21 protein-coding genes are annotated in these 18,003 nt (G+C 70.0%); all 21 read right to left on the bottom strand.

All coding sequences use genetic code 11. The annotated features are described in order from the left end of the window. Window positions 1-8: 8 nt before the first annotated feature. The 21 genes from xerD to ACQY5G_RS12100 all read right to left on the bottom strand — a co-directional run bounded on the left by xerD (window position 9) and on the right by ACQY5G_RS12100 (window position 17,999). Complete coding sequence (xerD, locus tag ACQY5G_RS12200) at window positions 9-923, bottom strand: site-specific tyrosine recombinase XerD (protein WP_428274340.1); 915 nt, start codon at window positions 921-923, stop codon at window positions 9-11. Beyond that, window positions 920-1,618, bottom strand: a complete 699-nt coding sequence (locus tag ACQY5G_RS12195; protein WP_428274338.1) for a DedA family protein — start codon at window positions 1,616-1,618, stop codon at window positions 920-922. Before ACQY5G_RS12195 ends, xerD begins: the two co-directional genes overlap by 4 nt. Then, window positions 1,611-2,099, bottom strand: coding sequence for a 2-C-methyl-D-erythritol 2,4-cyclodiphosphate synthase (gene ispF / locus ACQY5G_RS12190; protein WP_428274336.1), 489 nt, complete (start codon window positions 2,097-2,099; stop codon window positions 1,611-1,613). The genes ACQY5G_RS12195 and ispF overlap by 8 nt, the downstream gene beginning before the upstream one ends. Before the next feature lie 28 nt (window positions 2,100-2,127). Next, complete coding sequence (purE, locus tag ACQY5G_RS12185) at window positions 2,128-2,529, bottom strand: 5-(carboxyamino)imidazole ribonucleotide mutase (RefSeq protein WP_428274334.1); 402 nt, start codon at window positions 2,527-2,529, stop codon at window positions 2,128-2,130. Between the two features lie 4 nt (window positions 2,530-2,533). After that, window positions 2,534-3,784, bottom strand: a complete 1,251-nt coding sequence (gene fabF / locus ACQY5G_RS12180) for a beta-ketoacyl-ACP synthase II (RefSeq protein ID WP_428274332.1) — start codon at window positions 3,782-3,784, stop codon at window positions 2,534-2,536. Window positions 3,785-3,816: 32 nt separating this feature from the next. After that, on the bottom strand, window positions 3,817-4,047 hold the full coding sequence (locus ACQY5G_RS12175) for an acyl carrier protein (RefSeq protein WP_310759001.1): 231 nt from the start codon (window positions 4,045-4,047) through the stop codon (window positions 3,817-3,819). Between the two features lie 103 nt (window positions 4,048-4,150). Further along, window positions 4,151-4,894 (bottom strand): 3-oxoacyl-[acyl-carrier-protein] reductase, encoded by a 744-nt coding sequence (gene fabG, locus ACQY5G_RS12170; protein ID WP_428274330.1) that lies wholly within the window; start codon window positions 4,892-4,894, stop codon window positions 4,151-4,153. Window positions 4,895-4,905: 11 nt separating this feature from the next. Further along, on the bottom strand, window positions 4,906-5,841 hold the full coding sequence (fabD, locus tag ACQY5G_RS12165; protein ID WP_428274328.1) for an ACP S-malonyltransferase: 936 nt from the start codon (window positions 5,839-5,841) through the stop codon (window positions 4,906-4,908). Further along, window positions 5,838-6,821 carry a phosphate acyltransferase PlsX gene (gene plsX, locus ACQY5G_RS12160; protein ID WP_428274326.1) on the bottom strand — a complete coding sequence of 328 codons (984 nt, stop codon included), beginning with the start codon at window positions 6,819-6,821 and terminating at the stop codon, window positions 5,838-5,840. The genes fabD and plsX overlap by 4 nt, the downstream gene beginning before the upstream one ends. A gap of 62 nt (window positions 6,822-6,883) precedes the next feature. Beyond that, window positions 6,884-7,066, bottom strand: a complete 183-nt coding sequence (rpmF, locus tag ACQY5G_RS12155; protein ID WP_428274324.1) for a 50S ribosomal protein L32 — start codon at window positions 7,064-7,066, stop codon at window positions 6,884-6,886. 92 nt (window positions 7,067-7,158) lie between these two features. Further along, a complete protein-coding gene (locus ACQY5G_RS12150; RefSeq protein WP_428274322.1) occupies window positions 7,159-7,743 on the bottom strand; it encodes a YceD family protein in 585 nt (194 codons plus the stop codon). Then, a complete protein-coding gene (gene ndk / locus ACQY5G_RS12145; protein ID WP_428278692.1) occupies window positions 7,740-8,156 on the bottom strand; it encodes a nucleoside-diphosphate kinase in 417 nt (138 codons plus the stop codon). Before ndk ends, ACQY5G_RS12150 begins: the two co-directional genes overlap by 4 nt. 13 nt (window positions 8,157-8,169) lie before the next feature. After that, window positions 8,170-8,613, bottom strand: a complete 444-nt coding sequence (locus ACQY5G_RS12140) for a CBS domain-containing protein (RefSeq protein ID WP_428274320.1) — start codon at window positions 8,611-8,613, stop codon at window positions 8,170-8,172. After that, window positions 8,610-9,476 (bottom strand): succinate--CoA ligase subunit alpha, encoded by an 867-nt coding sequence (gene sucD / locus ACQY5G_RS12135; RefSeq protein ID WP_428274318.1) that lies wholly within the window; start codon window positions 9,474-9,476, stop codon window positions 8,610-8,612. Before sucD ends, ACQY5G_RS12140 begins: the two co-directional genes overlap by 4 nt. Further along, window positions 9,476-10,612, bottom strand: coding sequence for an ADP-forming succinate--CoA ligase subunit beta (gene sucC, locus ACQY5G_RS12130; RefSeq protein ID WP_428274316.1), 1,137 nt, complete (start codon window positions 10,610-10,612; stop codon window positions 9,476-9,478). The genes sucD and sucC overlap by 1 nt, the downstream gene beginning before the upstream one ends. Window positions 10,613-10,628: 16 nt before the next feature. After that, on the bottom strand, window positions 10,629-11,996 hold the full coding sequence (locus ACQY5G_RS12125) for a phosphomannomutase/phosphoglucomutase (protein ID WP_428274314.1): 1,368 nt from the start codon (window positions 11,994-11,996) through the stop codon (window positions 10,629-10,631). Further along, window positions 11,996-13,510 carry an NADH-quinone oxidoreductase subunit N gene (locus ACQY5G_RS12120; RefSeq protein ID WP_428274312.1) on the bottom strand — a complete coding sequence of 505 codons (1,515 nt, stop codon included), beginning with the start codon at window positions 13,508-13,510 and terminating at the stop codon, window positions 11,996-11,998. The genes ACQY5G_RS12125 and ACQY5G_RS12120 overlap by 1 nt, the downstream gene beginning before the upstream one ends. Window position 13,511: 1 nt before the next feature. Then, window positions 13,512-15,092: a complex I subunit 4 family protein gene (locus ACQY5G_RS12115; RefSeq protein WP_428274310.1), complete on the bottom strand. Its 1,581-nt coding sequence runs from the start codon at window positions 15,090-15,092 to the stop codon at window positions 13,512-13,514. Continuing rightward, complete coding sequence (gene nuoL, locus ACQY5G_RS12110) at window positions 15,089-17,149, bottom strand: NADH-quinone oxidoreductase subunit L (protein ID WP_428274308.1); 2,061 nt, start codon at window positions 17,147-17,149, stop codon at window positions 15,089-15,091. Before nuoL ends, ACQY5G_RS12115 begins: the two co-directional genes overlap by 4 nt. After that, window positions 17,146-17,475, bottom strand: a complete 330-nt coding sequence (gene nuoK, locus ACQY5G_RS12105; RefSeq protein ID WP_310785416.1) for an NADH-quinone oxidoreductase subunit NuoK — start codon at window positions 17,473-17,475, stop codon at window positions 17,146-17,148. Before nuoK ends, nuoL begins: the two co-directional genes overlap by 4 nt. Next, a complete protein-coding gene (locus ACQY5G_RS12100) occupies window positions 17,472-17,999 on the bottom strand; it encodes an NADH-quinone oxidoreductase subunit J (RefSeq protein ID WP_310758988.1) in 528 nt (175 codons plus the stop codon). Before ACQY5G_RS12100 ends, nuoK begins: the two co-directional genes overlap by 4 nt. Window positions 18,000-18,003 lie beyond the last annotated feature (4 nt).

The following is an 18,003-nucleotide window of genomic DNA, read 5'->3' as shown; positions in this document are numbered from 1 at the left end:
GACGTCGCCTACCCGCGCGGATGGTGGCTGCGGTGCACCTGGCGCAGGTGAGACCGGTCCACGTGCGTGTAGATCTCGGTCGTCGAGATGTCTGCATGTCCGAGCATCTCCTGGACCGACGCGAGGTCGGCCCCTCCGTCCAGCAGGTGAGTCGCGAAGCTGTGGCGCAGCGTGTGGGGCGTCACGCGCTTCAGGATGCCGGCACGTTCGACGTGGCGGCGCAGAATCTTCCAGACGCCCATCCGGCTCAACGGAAGCCCCCGGGCATTGAGGAAGATGTGTCCGGCGGATCGCCCCCGGTCGAGCGCCGGTCTGGTGGTTCGAAGGTATCGGCGCACCGCCGAGCGCGCAGCCGCGCCGACCGGAACGAACCGCTCCTTTCCCCCCTTCCCCCGAACGCGTACGAGGGCTTCCTCCAGATCGAGTTCCCTTCCCTTCAGGCTGACGAGTTCCGACACGCGGAGCCCGCAGCCGTAGAGCATCTCGAGCATCGCCTCATCCCGGGGCGCCGTGCGGCTCTCCGGGTCCGTCGCTCCGATCAGCGCCTCGATCTCGGGGACGGAAAGCACGTCGGGCAGCGAGCGCCCCGCCTTGGGCGCTTCGAGGCGTTCGCTCGGATCGGACTCGATCGCGTCCTCGACGATGAGGAAGCGGAAGTAGCCGCGCAGCGCGTACACGGTGCGTGCAACGGTCGAGGCCGCCCGTCCCTCGCCGGCCAACCGGGCGAGATGGTCGCGAAGCAGTTGATACGTGACTCCGGCCGGCTCCGCCACGCCCTCCGAGACCGCGAACGCCGCGAAGCGCCGGGCCTCGCGCAGGTACGCGTCGATGGTGCGCGGAGAGAGTCCCCGTTCGAAGCCGAGGTGGTCCCGGAAGGACTCGAGGTGGAAGGCGCGCTCGATGTCCGGTTCCTCGCCCGTCACGGCGACGCCCGCGACCCGTCGTCGTCGGTTCCGGCCCCCGAGTCGCCGCCGGAATCCGAAGACGCCCGTGGCGCCTCGTCGCGCCGGCTTCGGATCCACCAGCCGACGATACCGCCGATGAGGACGACGGCCACGAGGAGGAGCCACGCGTTCACCTGGCCGAGGAGCGCCATGAGACGATCCACGTTGCGCGAGGCGAACATTCCGCCCGCGAGCATTAGCCCGTTCCAGAGCAGCGATGCGGCGACGACCGGGGCCATCGCCCGCACCGCACCCAGCGCCGTGAATCCCGCGAAGGTGGGGACGACCACGCGCAGCACCGGCAGGCAGCGGGAGAAGAAGATGGCCCACAGCCCGTGCCGCTCGTAGAAGCGGGCCAGGCGCCGGAACTGGTGCGGGCGGAGGAGGCGCCGGCCCCAGCGGGTCTCGAACACGCCGCGGCCGCGCCGGCGCGCGAGCCCAAAGACGACCATGGCGCCGCCGGAGTTCGCGATCCACGCGCAGAGCAGGACGGGGAGAGGCTGCAGGGACCCCCGGTCCGCGAGCACGGCACCCAGCACGACGAAGGTGTCGGACGGGACGGGCGGAAAGACGTTCTCGAGGGCGGACCCGACGGTGATGAGCGCGTAGGCCGTGACCGCCGGGAGGGCGAGGAGGAAGTCGAGGAGGGGTTGAACGCCGGGGACCTCAGTCACCGTCCCCCTCGGCCCCGGACACCGTGGCGACCGCGATGGCGGCGAGGCCCTCGCCCCGTCCGATCCATCCCATCCCCTCGTTGGACTTTCCCTTCACCGACACGCCGCCCGGCCCCGTGCCCAGCGCTCGGCCGAGCCGCTCCCGCATCGCCTCGGCGTGCGGCCCGATGCGCGGCCGCTCGGCGATGACGGTCGCGTCGACGTTCACGACCCGGAATCCCCCCTCGCGCAGTCGGCGCACCGCCTGGGCGAGAAGTTCGATGGAGTCGGCGCCTTCGTACGCGGGGTCCGTGTCAGGGAAGAGCGCGCCGATGTCCCCGAGGCCCGCCGCGCCCAGGACCGCATCCGTGATCGCGTGCGCGACCGCGTCCCCGTCGGAGTGTCCCTTCAGTCCGGGCGCGTTCGGGATCGACACGCCCCCCAGCACGAGGGGCCGCGTCTCATCGAAGCGGTGGGAATCGTACCCGACGCCGGTTCGCACCGGACGAGCCTCTACCGCCGAGCCGGCTCTAGCCCCTCGTGCCCAGGATGCGGAGGGCGAGATGGGCCGCGTTCTTCGCGTTGTCGATGCCGACGGCGGCGACGGGGACGCCCGGCGGCATCTGCGCGCACGACAGGAGCGCGTCGAGCCCGCCGAGGGTGCCCGCCGAGACGGGAACGCCGATCACCGGCAGCGACGTGTGCGCCGCCACGACGCCGGGGAGCGCCGCCGACAGTCCCGCCCCGCAGATCACGACGGAATGGCCGGCCGCCGCCGCGCCCTCCGCCAATTCCGCGGTCCGCTTCGGCTGCCGATGGGCCGAACTCACCTCGACCTGCACCTCGACCCCGTTCTCCCGAAGGATCGCCACGCCCTTGTCCATCGTGGGCATGTCCGATTCCGACCCCATCATCACAAGTACCGAACTCATTCCTCTAGTCTCCGTTCCAGCGCCGGACGGCCAGACAGACGTTGTGGCCGCCGAACCCGAAAGAATTCGAGAGCGCGACCTCGACCTCCCGCTCCAGCACCCCTCCGTGGGCATATTCAAGATCGCACTCGGGATCCGCTTCCTCGAAGTTGATCGTGGGCGGGATGATCCCGTGCCTGCAGACGAGGGCGGAGATCGCCCCCTCGATGGCCCCCGCCGCTCCCAGCGTGTGTCCCGTCATCGACTTCGTCGAGCCCACGACGATCGAGTACGCGTGATCGCCCAGGACGTCCTTGATCGCCTTCGTCTCCGAGACGTCGTTCGCGGGCGTCGACGTGCCGTGCGCGTTGATGTACCCGACCTCCGTCGGGTCGACTCCCGCGTCGTCGAGCGCCTGTTCCATGGCGAGCCGCGCCCCCGACCCGTCCGGCACCGGCGCCGTCATGTGGTAAGCGTCCGCGCTCTGCCCGAAGCCCGCGAGTTCCCCGAGGATCGCCGCGCCGCGCGCCTTCGCGTGTTCCATCTCCTCGAGGATGAACATCCCCGCGCCTTCCCCGAGCACGAACCCGTCGCGGTGCGCGTCGAAGGGTCGCGAGGCCCGCTTCGGATCGTCGTTGCGCGTCGACATCGCCCGCATGTTCGCGAAGCCGGCGACCGCGAGCGGCGTGATCGTGGATTCGCTGCCCCCCGTGATCATCACATCGGCCTCGCCGTTGCGGATCGAGCGGAAGGCCAGCCCGACGGAATGGCCGCTGGAGGCGCAGGCCGACACGGTCGCATAGTTGGGGCCCTGCGCCCCGTATCGCATGGAAACCATGCCCGAAGCCATGTCCGGGATGAACATGGGGATGAAGAAGGGGGAGACGCGCCGCGGTCCGCCGGCGAGCAGCTTCTCGTGCTGGGCCTCGAGGAGCGGGAGCCCGCCGATCCCGACGCCGATGAGCACGCCGACCCGATCCGGCGGAAGCTCTCCGAACCCCTCGGCGAAGCCCGCCTCGGTCACGGCCTGATCCGCCGCGGCCATCGCGAAGTGGAGGAAACGGTCCGCCCGCCGGGCATCCTTGCGGTCCATGTACTTCGCCGGGTCGAAGTCCTTCACCTCGCAGGCGAAGCGCACCGAGTGGTCGGTGGTATCGAACTGCGTGATGGGCCCGGCGCCGCTCTCGCCGCGGAGGAGAGCGTCCCAGGTCGAGTCGGGGTCGAGCCCGATCGGGGTGACGAGGCCGACCCCCGTGATCGCTACACGTCTTCTCATGAAATGAAAGGCCTGCGGGCCCGGGCGGGCTGCTAGACCTTCTCGTTCAGATAGGCGATGGCCTCCTCGACCGTCTGCATCCTCTCCGCGTCCTCATCCGGGATCTCGATCCCGAACTCCTCCTCGAAAGCCATCACGAGTTCGACGGTATCGAGCGAGTCGGCGCCCAGATCATCGACGAAGTTCGCGTCGTCCACCACCTTCTCCTGCTCCACGCCGAGTTCCTGCGCGATGATCTCCCGCACGCGTGCCGCGTTGTCCATGATTGCGTGTTCTCCTTGTAATGAAGGGGGCCGACCCGCGGCCCCGCCGTTTCCCGACCCTTTTCCGGCGACCGTACCGGCGACCGAATATGCCGCGTCGGCGCTACGATTGCATGACCATCCCGCCGTCGACGACGATCACCTGCCCGGTAACGTACGAAGCCCCGGGACCGACGAGAAATCGCACCACCGTGGCGACATCTTCCGGGGACCCCGGCCGGCCGAGGGGAATCCTCTCCGACATGGCTTTTTGAACGCTCTCGGGCAGTCCGGAGGTCATGTCGGTGGCGATGAACCCCGGCGCGACGGCGTTGGCCCGCACACCGCGACTCGCAAGCTCCTGAGCGACGCTTCGGGTGAGCGAGATCAGGGCGGCTTTGGCCGCCGCATAGTTGGACTGGCCGCGGTTGCCCGTCAAGCCCACGACGCTGGAGATGTTCACGATATTTCCCGCGCGCCGCTTCATCATGCCGCGGGCCACGGCCCGCATGAGATAGAAGGCCCCCGACAGATTCGTGTCGAGCACGGCGCGCCAGTCCTCGTCCTTGAGGCGGAGGACGATGTTGTCGCGCGTGATGCCCGCGTTGTTCACGAGGATCGTCGCGTCGCCGAGGCTCCCGGAGACGGCCGAGACGAGTCCCTTGCACGCCTCCGGATCGGAGACGTCGCAGCCGAAGCCCGCATGACCCTCGCCGGGCAGGCCCTCGGCCACGGCCCGGGCCCGGTCCGCTCCGGTCCCGACCACGGCCACGCGCGCGCCTCCCCGGGCCAGTTCCGTCGCGATCGCGGTCCCGATGCCGCGCGTCGCCCCCGTGACGATGGCGATCTCCCCCGTCAATTCGCTCATTCAGGCACCCTTCAGTCCGAAGATCCCAGATAGGCATCCACGGACGGAGAATCTCCGACCGCGGTCACGCGCAGACTTCGATCGATGCGGCGGGCGAGGCCCGAGAGCACGTTGCCGGGTCCGACTTCGAGCCAGCGCGCGCTTCCCGTCTCGCGGATGCGGTCGATCCCCTCCATCCAGCGGACGGGCGACGTGAGCTGCAGGATGAGGGTTCGCCGCGCCTCCCCCGTGTCCGTCACGGGCGTCGCCGTGGCGTTGGAGACGATGGGAAAGGACGGCTCCCGCCACTGCGCCCCCTCGAGGGCCGCCGCCAGCCCGTCGGCCGCCGTCGCCATGAGCGGCGAATGGAACGCGCCGCTCACGTTGAGCGGGAGGACGCGGCGCGCGCCGGCCTCCGATGCGAGCCGGCCGGCCTCGGCCACGGCCTCGGCGTCGCCGCTGATGACGACCTGGCCGGGCGCGTTGAGGTTCGCGGGCACGGCCACCCCCCCGGCCTCCGCCGCCCGCGCGCACGCGTCGGCGACGGATTCGGCGTCCAGCCCGAGTATGGCGGCCATCGTGCCCGGCCGGTCCGCGCCCGAGGCCCCCATGAGCCGCCCGCGCTCCCGCACGATCCGGAGACCGTCCTCGAAGCCGAAGGCGTCGGACACGAGGTAGGCCGACAGCTCCCCGAGCGAGTGTCCCGCGCCGATGCCGGGCTTCCCGGCGCGCGCGGCGATGAGATGCCAGATGGCGAAGGAGTGCAGCATGATCGCGGGTTGTGCGTTCTCCGTCGCCCGGAGATCCTCCTCGGGCCCCTCCCAGCAGATCCGGCTCAGCGGCATGCCGAGCGTGTCGTCAGCCCGCTCGTAGAGTTCCCGCACCGACCCATCGTCTTCCGCCAGGTCCCGGCCCATGCCCACGTACTGGGCCCCCTGCCCCGGGAAGAGGAGCGCGACCCCGCTCACGCGCCGGTCTCCTGCGGCATCCGGGCGAGGGACGTGCGAGTGACGGAAGTGAAGCCCGAGGCGGCACAGTCGGCCGCCGTGCGGATCCCGTTCATGATCGCGCGCGCGGGGGAGGTCCCGTGACAGATGACCGTGACCCCGGCCACGCCGAACAGGGGCGCGCCGCCGTACTCCGTATAGTCGAGAAAACGCAGCGCCTCGCCGAGTCTGCCGCCTTCGCCGACGCCGGCGTTACGGAAGATCTCGAGCACGAACTCGGCGATCGACTCGTAGAACTTGAGCAGCACGTTGCCGACGAAGCCACCGCACACGAGCACATCGCAGGCCCCGGTCACGATCCGGTGTCCCTCCACGTTCCCAATGAAATCGAGTTCGGGGTCGGCGGAGAGGAGGCCGTGGGCCGTCGCCATGACGTCTCCTCCCTTCTCTCCCTCCGCCCCGATGTTGAGCAGGCCGATCCGCGGTCGTTCGATCGAGAGCGTCCGGCGCAGGTAGGTCGAGCCCAGGTGCGCGAACTGGTGCAGTTGCCGGGGGGTGACGTCCACGTTCGCGCCCACGTCCATGACGAGGACGCGCCCGGTCGCGGTCGGGAAGAGGGCGCCCACCGGCGGCCGGTCCACGCCGGGGAGCAGGCCGAGCGTGAGCACGGACGCCACGACCGTGGCTCCCGTCGGCCCCGCCGACACGAAGCCATCGGCCTTCCCGTCGCGCACGGCCTCCAGCCCGCGGACGATGGTGCTGTCCGCCTTCCGCCGCACGGCGAGCGCGGGGGGCTCCGCCGGGTCGATGGACTCCTCCGCCGCGAGCCAGGCGACCCGGTCGCGCGGGAATCGCGTTCGTTCTCCGCGCAGGAGGCTGGAGGGGCCTACGAGCAGGAGGGCGAGATCGTCCGGCCATGCGTCGAGCGCACCCGCGGCGGCCTCGAGAGTGGCCTCCGGCGCGGCGTCTCCGCCCATGAGGTCGAGTGCGACCCGAATCACGTTCGGCTGCCCGAATGATCTACCCGGCCCGGCCGCCGGACGGGCGGCCGCGCTCGGGAGCTTCAAAAGTCGTCGATCTGAACGACCTCGCGGTCCCCGTAGTATCCGCAGGTCGGGCAGACGCGATGCGGTCGTTTCGGATCCCCGCACTTGGGGCACGGCTGGTACACGTTTTCCGGCGCCTTGTAGTGCGTACGCCGCTTGCGCTTGCGCTGCTTCGACGTCCGTCTCTTGGGAACAGCCATATCGTCAACTCACTCCTGGCAGCCATTGGCTAACGCACCGCGTTGTCGCGTTCGAGCGGAACACGGCAACTGGCACTTTTCGCCCCGGAATGTCAAGGAATGTCGCTCTCCGAACCGCCCTCCGAGCCTCCTCCCAATCCCTCCAGCGCGGCCCAGCGCGCATCGGGCTCCGGCGGCGGGCCGCAACAATCCCGTGCCGCGAGCCGCTCGCCGCACGTCGGGCAGAGCCCCGGGCAGTCGCGCGAGCATTCCACCCAGGCGGGCGCGTTGACCCACAACTCCTCGCGGATCGGCCCCGCCAGGTCGAGTTCGCCCGACCCGGCGTCCAGCGCCCAGACCCCCTCTTCCCCGGGCGCGACCCGGCCGGGCGGACGGTACAGCGCGTCCCAACCGGCGCGGACGCGGATCCGCGTCGGCTCGAGGCAGCGGCGGCACTCGGCGACGGCCTGCGCGCCGAGCGTGCCCCGGGCGCGAATCGCGGCCCCGTCCGCGCGCCGGACTTCAACCTCGACATCGACGTATTCGAAGGGGAGCGGCAACGCGCCGAGCGATTCACCCGGCGCCTCGACGCGAAACGCCCGCTCGATGGGGCCGGCGTCGAGGCCCTCGAGTCCGATCCGGGCGGCTTCCGGCGGGTCCGGCGGGTCCGGCGATCGCGAGGCGCGTCGCGGGCTCACGCGCTTCCGATGAGGTCGACCTGTCCGAAGAAGAAGCCAAGTTCGACCCTCGCGTTTTCGTCGGAGTCGGAGCCGTGGATCGCGTTACGCTCCTTGCTCTCCGCGTACAGCGCGCGCACGGTGCCCGGCGCGGCATCCGCCGGGTCCGTGGCGCCGATGACCTCGCGCAGGTAGGGCACGGCCCGCTCGTGTTCGAGCGCGAGCGCCATGCACGGCCCCGACGTCATGAACTCCACGAGCGCCCCGAAGAACGGCCGCTCCCGGTGCACGGCGTAGAACGCCTCGGCCCCTGCGCGCCCGAGCCGCAGGACTCGTGACCCCCGTATGCGAAAGCCCGCGTCCTCGAGCGCCGCGAGGACCCTGCCCGCCTTCCCGGACCCGAACGCATCGGGCTTGATGATCGCGAGCGTCATCGTCTGCACGGCCTCACTCCCCTTTCGTTTCTTCCGTTTCGCCCGCCGTGTCCCGCAGAAGGAGCCTTCGTATGATGTCGCCGCGCGTCAGAAACCCGACGAGCTGGCCCTCGCGGACGACCGGCAGGCGTTCGATTTCCCTGTCCAGCATCAGACGAACCACGTTGGCCAGCGGTTCGTCCTCCTTCACGCACATCACGGTTCGTTCCATGATGTCGCGCACCTCCCCGGCGTGACCGCTTGCCGCCGGCGGTCGGCCCGCGTCCGCCCGCTCGAGCGCGGGCAGGAGCCGACTGATCAGCAGGCGGTCCGTGAGCATCCCGAGCACATGGCCCTCGTCATCGATGACGGGCATCGCGCGCAGCCGCCTCCGCGCGAGCATTTCCGCCGCCTCCTCCAGCGTCATCCCGGGAGCGGCCGTGGTCACGTCGCGGGTCATGATCTCACGAACCTTCATGGGTCGCGTATCAGCCCGACCAGGTCGGCGGGCCTCCGCGCGACGCCGATCCCGTGGCTCTCGAAGGCGCGGATCTTCTCTTCCGCCGTCCCCTCGGAGCCCGAGATGATCGCGCCCGCGTGCCCCATGCGCCGGCCGGGCGGCGCGGTCTGGCCCGCGATGAACCCGACGACGGGCTTGCTCATCTCCCGCGACACGTATTCCGCCGCCACCTGCTCGTCCGTCCCGCCGATCTCCCCGATGACCGCGACGGCCTCCGTCTCCGGATCCGCCTCGAACGCCGCGAGACAATCGACGAAATCCGTGCCGATGAGCGGATCCCCCCCGATCCCGACGCAGGCGGACTGCCCGATCCCGGCCCGCGTGAGCTGGAAGATGACCTCGTAGGTGAGGGTGCCGGAACGGCTCACGATCCCGACCGGCCCCTCGCGCACGATCTGGCCGGGGAGGATCCCGACCTTGCAGCGGCCGGGGACGATGAGTCCGGGACAGTTGGGACCGATGAGACGCGCGCCCTTCTCCCGCACATACGGGAGCACGCGCAGCATGTCCCCCACCGGCACGCCCTCCGTGATGCAGACGATGAGCGCGATCCCGGCGTCCGCCGCCTCGAACACCGCGTCCGCCGCGAAGCGCGCGGGCACGTAGATGACGCTCGTGTTCGCTCCCGCCTCGGCCACGGCCTCCTCCACGGTGTCGAACACGGGCACGCCGCCGTCGAACGTCCGGCCGCCCTTCCCCGGGGTCACGCCGGCCACGACGCGCGTGCCGTACTCCATCATCTGCCGGGTGTGGAACGAGCCGTCGCGTCCCGTGATCCCCTGGACCACGAGCCTCGTATCGTCTCCGATGAAAATCCCCATCAGCCGCCGCCCGCCCGTCCGACGGCCGTCTCGACCGCCCGGTCCATGTCGACCATCGCCTCGAAGCCCCGCGCGGCGAGGATCGCGACCCCCTTCTCCTCGTTCGTTCCCGTGAGGCGGATCGTGATCGGAACCCCGAGTTCCATGCGGCTCGCCGCCTCCACGATCCCGTTCGCGACGTCGTCGCAGCGCGTGATGCCGCCGAAGATGTTGAACAGGATCGAGTTCACCTTGGGGTCCTCGGTGATGAGTTCGAGCGCGGCCACGACCTTGTCGGGATTCGAAGAGCCCCCGATGTCGAGGAAGTTCGCGGGCTCGCCGCCGTAGTACTTCACGAGGTCCATCGTGGCCATCGCGAGGCCGGCCCCGTTCACGCAGCACCCGACGTTGCCGTCGAGCTGGATGTAGGTGAGTTCGGCCTCGCGCGCCCGCACCTCGGCCGGATTCTCCGCCCCCGTATCGCGAAGCGCCTCGATCTCCGGGAGCCGGAAGAGGGCGTTGTCGTCGATGTTCATCTTCGCGTCGATCGCCTTCACCTCTCCGGCGGGGTTCACGATCATCGGGTTGACTTCCGCAAGGGTGGCGCCGCTCGCCCGGTAGGCCTCGTAGAGCTTCGCGATGATGGAGGAGGCCTGCCGCGCCGCGCGCGGGTCGTCGTAGAGGTGATGGCCGAGGAGCGCCGCCTGGTGGGCAAGGAGCCCGTAACGCGGGTCCACGGCGACCTTTCGGATCGCCTCGGGCATCGTCGCGGCGACCTCCTCGATGTCGACGCCGCCCTCCGAGGAGACCATGATCGTATCCGCCCGGCGCGCCCGGTCGAGCACGATGCCGACGTAGGCCTCGGACGCGATGTCCTCGGCCGGCGCGACGAGGACCCGCCGCACCACGATCCCCTTGATCTCCATCCCGAGGATGGCTTCGGCTCTGTCGCCCGCCTCGGCCGGCGTATCGGCGAGCTTGACTCCCCCCGCCTTGCCGCGCCCTCCCGCGTGGACCTGGGCCTTGACGACGACCGGTCCGCCGAAGCGTTCGGCCGCCGCCCGGGCCGCCTCCGCCGTCGCGGCGACCTCCGCCTCGGGCACGGGGATGCCGTGCCGGGCGAAGATCTCCCGCGCCTGGTACTCATGAATATTCATCGCCTCGAATCTCGCTTCAAACCGCCGGCAGGTCGACCCCCTCGCCGGCCAGAAAGGTTCGCGCCACGTCCGCGATCTCCCGCAGGCGCGCCTCCGTGTCCGCCTCGATCCGCGCCACGACGACCGGCTGCGTGTTGCTCGCCCGGATCAGCAGCCACCCGCCATCGAAGAGGACGCGCACGCCGTCGATGTCGCTGACCTCGTAACGCTCGCGGAAGAAACGCACGGCCTCCGCGACGACGCCGAACTTCCGCTCCTCCGGGCAGTCGATGCGCAGTTCGGGCGTGGCCGGATAGCTCGGAATCTCCGCCGCCAACTCGGAGAGCGGGCGACCCGAACGGGATACGAGACCCGCGAGACGAGCCGCCGCGTAGATCGCGTCGTCCGTGCCGAAGAATCTGTCGGCAAAGCAGATATGTCCGCTCATCTCACCCGATATCGGAGATCCCCCCGCCCGCATGCGCTCCTTGATGAGTGAGTGTCCCGTCTTCCACATCACGGGCACGCCGCCAGCGGCCCGAATGACCCGGGGCAGCGCTTGCGAGCACTTCACGTCGAAGACGACCTCGGCCCCCGGCCGCTCCGCGAGCACTTCCCGCGCGAAGAGGAGGAGCAGGTGGTCACCCCGGATGATCTTTCCCTCTTCGGTCACCGCGCCGATCCGGTCCGCGTCCCCGTCGAGTCCCACGCCGAGGTCCGCGTCGCTCCCCCGGACGCGCGCGATCAGGTCCTGCACGTACTCGTCCACGGTCGGGTCCGGGTGGTGGTTCGGGAAGGTCCCGTCCGACTCGCAGTAGAGGCCGTCCACGTCGATTCCCGCGGCGGTCAGCGCGCGTACCGCGACGACGCTCCCCACCCCGTTCCCGCAGTCGAGCACCATGCGTACGTCGCCTTCGACCCGTCCGCGGGTCGCGATCTCCTCCACGTAGCGGTCGAGGATCTCCGCCGCCCGCACCTCCCCGCGGCCCGACGCGAAGTCCTCCGCTTCGATCCGGTCCCGGAGGGCCAGGATCGCCGGGCCGTAGAGCGACCCGCCGTCCCGCACCAGCTTGATTCCGTTGTATTCGGGCGGATTGTGGGATCCGGTGATCTGAATCGCCCCGTCCGTCCCGAACTCGATGGCGGCGAAATAGAGAGTCGGCGTGGGGACGGTGCCGATCGTCGTCACGTCGACGCCGCTGGCGCACAGACCGCGGCACAGCGCGGCGGAGAGCGCCGGAGACGAGGGCCGGTTGTCGTGTCCCACGACGACGCGGGGCGACGGGCGCCCGGCGAGTTCGGTCCCGAAGGCCCGCCCGACGAGTTCGACCGCCGTCTCCGTCAGGTCGTCCCCGACGATCCCGCGAATGTCGTATTCGCGGAAGATTCCGGAATGGATCCGCATTACGGCGTCGGCGGGTCCTCGGCCTGCACAACCATGCCGGGCGCGGGCGCATCCGCGAGCGCGTCGCGGGCCCGGTCGATGATCCGGCCCGGGAAGAGGCCGCCGAGAAGGATCAGCGCCACGCAGGTCCCGATCACGAGATTGAACCCCGGTTTGGGAGAGGGCGGCGTGTGGGCGTCCTCGGGCGCCGCCTCGAAGTACATCTTCCATACCACGCGGAGGTAGTAGTAGTAGGCGACGAGGCTCGTCAGCACGAGCGTGACGGCCAGCGAGATCTCCCCCGCATCCACCGCGGCGCGAAGCAGGTACAGCTTTCCCACGAAGCCCGCCGTAGGCGGGAAGCCGGCCAGCGATAGGAGGAAGACGAGGAGCGCGGCGCCGAGCACGGGACGCCGCCAGCCCAGCCCCCGGTAGTCGCGCACCCGCTGGTTCCGGTCGCCCCGCCCCGCCACGTGGAAGACGATGGCGAAGCTCCCGGCCGTCACCACGGTGTACGCCGCGAGGTAGAAGAGCGAGGCGGAGCGGCCGAGTTCCGAGGCCGCGACGACGCCGACGAGGAGGTATCCGGCGTGGGCCACCGAGGAGTAGGCGAGCATCCGCTTCACATCCTGCTGCGACAGCGCGACCAGGTTCGGCACGATCATCGTCAGGATCGCCAGCCACCACACGGCGCCCCTCCACACCTCGGCCGCGCCCCCCAGATCCACGGTCAACACGCGCAGGAGCGCGATGAAGGCGGCCGCCTTGACCCCCGTCGCCATGAACGAGGTCACCGGCGTGGGGGCGCCGTCGTAGGCGTCCGGCGCCCACATGTGGAAGGGGACGGCGGCGATCTTGAACGCGAAGCCGATGAGGAGGAGGCCGATACCGGCGACGAGGAGGAGGTCCCCCCCGGCCGGCCCGGCCGCGATGGCCTCGGCGGCGGTGGCCAGGCGCGTCGTCCCGGTGGCCCCGTAGAGGAGCGCGATCCCGTACACGACGAAGGCGCTCGCGAAGGCCCCGACGATGAAGTACTTGAGGCTCGCCTCGGAGGAGCGCGGGTTCTTGCGGACGAATCCGGTGAGGACGTAGACGGAGATGGACATCAGCTCGAGGCCGACGAAGAGGAGGATGAGGTCGCGCGCCGCGACGAGCACCATCATCCCGACGAGGGCCAGGAGAACGAGCGCGTGGAACTCCGGGGAACGCAGCCCCTCCCGGTCCAGGTAGTCGCGCGAGAGCGACACCACGAGCAGCGCTCCGCCGAGCAGGATCACGTCCGCCGCCACGCGGAAGCCGTCGAGCGCGATCATCGCGTCCGGCGGGGCGGAGGCGTCCATGAGCCACAGACTGGCGATGAGCGCGCCCGCGATCGAATACAGGGTGACGAGGCAGTCGACGGACATCCGGTCGCGGCCGGCACCGCCCTCGCCCGCGCCGCCCGCGTCCGGACGGACGAAGGCGTCGCGCATGAGGATCAACATCGCCGCCAGCGACAGGACGACTTCCGGGAGGAGCGCGATCCAATGGCTCACGTCACTCCCCTCCCCCGGCCTCGACGGACGCGGCCTCGATGGAAACGGGGTCGACGGAGACGGGCTCCGCGGCGGGCACGCTCGCCGCGCGCGTCTCCACGTGTTCGATGAGCGCCTCCACGGACGCTCTCGTTCGGTTCAGGAACGGACCCGGCCATACGCCGATGAGCAGGATCAGCGCGAGGAGCGGTGCGAGGATCAGCCGCTCCCGCCGGTTCACGTCGGTGAGCGCGCGGTTCTCCTCGCGGTCGAGGCGGTTGAAGAGGACGCGCTGCACCATCGGCAGCATATAGCAGGCCGCGAAGATCACGCCGGTCGTCGCGATGGCGGCGATCCACGGGTGCGTCCGGAACGTCCCCACGAGAATCAGGAACTCGCCGACGAAGCCGTTCGTCCCCGGAAGCCCGACCGAGGAAAGCGCGACGACGACGAGCGCGAAGGCGAACACCGGCATCACCTTCGCGATGCCGCCGAAGTCCGCGATCTCCCGCGAGTGCCGCCGCTCGTACAGCATCCCGATGAGGAGGAAGAGCGCCCCCGTCGAAATCCCGTGGTTCACCATCTGGAGGATGCCGCCCTCGATCCCCTGGGTCGTGAGCCCGAACACGCCGAGCACGACGAAGCCGAGGTGGGCGACCGAGGTATAGGCGATGAGCTTCTTCGCGTCCGGCTGGACCGCCGCCACCCAGGCCGCGTACAGGATCCCGATGAGCCCCAGCACGAGCATCGCGTTCACGACCACGGGGTCCGTCGCCGCGGCCGGGAAGAAGGGGAGCCCGAAACGCAGGAAGCCGTACACGCCCATCTTGAGCAGCACCCCCGCCAGGATCACGGAGCCCGCCGTCGGGGCCTCCACGTGCGCGTCGGGCAGCCAGGTGTGGAACGGGAAGAGCGGCACCTTGATCGCGAACGCGAGCGCGAACCCCGCGAAGAGCCACAGCTGCGCGCGCCGCGCGAGTTCGAGCGACACGAGATCCTCGTAGGCGAAGCTCCACGCCCCCGAGCCGTCCTGGAAGATCCAGGCGAGGGTCACGATCGCGACGAGCATCAGGAGCGAGCCCACCGCCGTGTAGAGGAAGAACTTCACGGCGGAATAGATCCTGCGCTCCCCGCCCCAGACCCCGATGAGGAAGTACATCGGGATCAGCATGATCTCCCAGAACACGTAGAACAGGAAGAGATCGAGGGCGACGAAGACGCCGATCATCCCCGTCGTGAGGAAGAGGAGCATCGCGTAGAAGGCGCGCTCCCGGCGCCGGATGTAGGAGAAGGAGCCCGCCACCGCCAACGGCATCGTGAAGGTCGTGAGCAGGATCATGAGGATGGAGATCCCGTCCACCCCCACCGCGTACGAGATCCCCCACGCCTCGATCCACGGGATGGAGACGAGATTCTGGAATCCCGGCTCCGCCGTGTCGAAGGTCCAGAAGAGCGGCAGCGAGAGCGCGAACAGGACGAGCGTCGTCGCGAGCGCGACGGTCTTCGCGCGCGCCTCCGTCACCACGAGGCAGGCCGCGCCGCCGAGGAGGGGGAGGAGCACGAGCGCCGTCAGGATCCAGTGCCCGTCGTAGAGGGCCATCATGAGAGCACCCCGAGGACGAGCAGCGCACCGAGCATGAAGGCGACGAGGTAGGTCGTCACGCGGCCCGTCTGGAGCTGCCCCCCGGCCCAGCCGAGGAGGCGGGCGGCGCGCCCCGCGCCGTTCACGGCGCCGTCGATGATGCCCGCATCCACGATCCGCCAGCAGGCGCGCCACAGGGCCAGCGAGGGACGGACGATCGCGCGGTCGTACAGTTCATCCACGTACCACTTGTCGTGGAGCACGCGGGCGAACCCGGTCGGCGCCACGGCCTCCGCCTCCGTCGGCACCGGCTTCGGCGACAGGGCGCGGACGGTCCCGACGACGGCGGCGATCGCGATCGCCGCGGAGATCCCCGCCCACAGCGCCTCGCCGCCCCCGACGGGCGACCGGTACTCGGGGGAGAAGCCGTGCGCCTCCTTGACGGCGATCGCCGGCGCGAACACGGGCTCGAGCCAGTGGTGCAGCCACTCGACGGTCGGGAGGAGCGGCAGCGCTTCGGGGATGTTCGCCCACCCCCCAACGACGGAGAGGACGGCGAGGACGGCGAGCGGCGCCCACATGACGGCGGGCACCTCGTGCAGACGCCGCCCGGCCTCCTGGGCTCCCCCGTGGCCGAAGGTCCGGTTCCCGCCGTGGAAGGTCATCACCATGAGGCGGGCCATGTACACGGCCGTGAGCAGCGCCGTCGCGAGCGCCACGCCCCACAGGATCGGGTATCCGTACGCCCCCGAGTACCAGATGATCTCGTCCTTCGAGAAGAACCCGGCCAGCGGCGGCACGCCCGCGATCGCGAGCGTCGCGACCCACATGAAGACGAAGGTGCGGGGCATGAACTTCCGGAGCCCGCCGTGGTTCCGCATGTCGTTCGGGTCGCCGTGGTGCGCGTCGCCGTCCCCGTGCCCGTCGTCGCCGTGCGCCCACGCGTGGTGCACCGCGTGGATCACGGCGCCCGCGCCCAGGAAGAGGAGCGCCTTGAAGAAGGCGTGCGTCATCAGGTGGAAGACGCCGGCCGTGAACGCCCCCACCCCGACGGCGAGGAACATGTAGCCGAGCTGCGAGATCGTGGAGTACGCGAGCACCTTCTTGATGTCGTACTGCCGGATCGCGATCGAGGCCGCGAAGAGCGCCGTCCCCGCGCCCACCGCCGCGACCACCCCCTGGGAGACGGGCGAGAGCGCGAACAGGACGCTCGTGCGCGCGATGAGGTAGACCCCCGCCGTCACCATCGTCGCCGCGTGAATGAGCGCCGAGACCGGCGTCGGACCCGCCATGGCGTCCGGAAGCCAGGTGTGAAGGGGGATCTGGGCCGACTTCCCCGTGCAGCCGAGGAAGAGGAGGAGCGTGATCCCGGTCGCGAGCGCGCCGCCGTACGCGAGCGTCCCCTCCGCCGCCGCGAGGACGGGAACGAAGTCCAGCGTCCCGAACGCCGTGAAGACGAGGAACATGGCGACGAGGAAGCCCGCGTCGCCGATCCGGTTCATGATGAACGCCTTCTTCCCCGCGTTCGCGTACTCCCGATTCTCGTACCAGAAGCCGATGAGCAGGTACGAACAGAGCCCCACGCCCTCCCATCCCACGAACATCAGCGGGAAGCTGGCCCCCAGGACGAGGACGAGCATGAAGAAGACGAAGAGGTTGAGATAGGAGAAGTAGCGGGAATAGCCGGGGTCGTCGCGCATGTAGCCGACGGAGTAGATGTGGATCAGGCTCCCGACGCCGGTCACGATCATGCACATCAGCATCGAGAGCTGGTCGAACTGGAGGTCGACCCCGATGCTCAGGTCCCCGGACACGATCCAGCTCCACAGGCGGACGACTTCCGCGCCGTGCAGCTCCGCCCCGCTCATCCCGATGAAGTTGACGAGGACGACGGCGAAGCTCCCGAGCAGCGCCGCGGGGCCGACGATCGTCGGGATCCGCTTGTCGTCGCGCCACAGGAAGGCCCCGAGGCCGTTCACCGCCGCGCCGAGCAGCGGGAGGGCGAGGATGAGCCACGGGAACACCGGATGGAACCCGGCTCCCGCCCCCTCCTGCCCCGCGAGGGCGCCGAGGCTCACCACTTCAGGAGCCGGAAGCGGTCGAGGTCCACGACTTCATAGTGCCGGAAGATCGCGATGATGATCGCGAGTCCCACGGCGGCCTCCGCCGCGGCGACGGCCATCACGAAGAAGACGAAGATCTGCCCCTCGATCCCGTGCATGCGCGAGAACGCGACGAGCGACAGGTTCGCGGCGTTGAGCATCAGTTCGACGCACATGAAGACGATGATCGCGTTGCGCCTCAGCAGGACCCCGATCACGCCGATGGAGAAGAGGATCGCGCTCACGAAGAGGGCGATGAGTCCGTTCAGTCCGAGCGCGCCCGCCATGCCGGCCTCGCTCATGTGCGCTCCCTCCGGGCGAGCAGGATCGTCCCCACGATGGAGACGAGCAGGAGGACGCCGGTGACCTCGAGCACGATCGTGTACTCCGTGAAGAGCGGCCGGGCGACGACGCCGACGACGCCCTGTTCGGCAGCCGCCTCGCGCAGGGCGCTGCCCGCGATCTCCACCACCGGCCGGGCGTCCGTGCCGCCCACGAAGAGGCGCGTGAGGACGCCGAGGAAGGCGATCGAGATCGAGCCGCCGATGAGGCCTCCGACGGGCCCCCTCAGGTCGCGCCAGTCCGCGTGCCCCAGGTTCAGGAGCATGAGGACGAAGAGGAAGAGGACCATGATGGCCCCGCCGTACAGGATCACGTTGATCGCCGCGATGTAGTGCGCGTCGAGCATGAGGAACATGCCCGAGGTGGCGAAGAACACGCCGACGAGGAAGATCACGGCGGAGACGGGATTCCGGCGCGTGACCATGATCACCGCGCCCAGAATCGCGCTCGCCGCGAAGGCCTGAAAGAGGAAGTCCTGGATCATCGCG

It is taken from the genome of Candidatus Palauibacter sp., from assembly GCF_965261555.1.
Classification (GTDB): Bacteria; Gemmatimonadota; Gemmatimonadetes; order Palauibacterales; family Palauibacteraceae; genus Palauibacter.
Note: the sequence above shows the minus strand (reverse complement) of the source record. Positions and strands in the feature narration are given on the sequence as shown.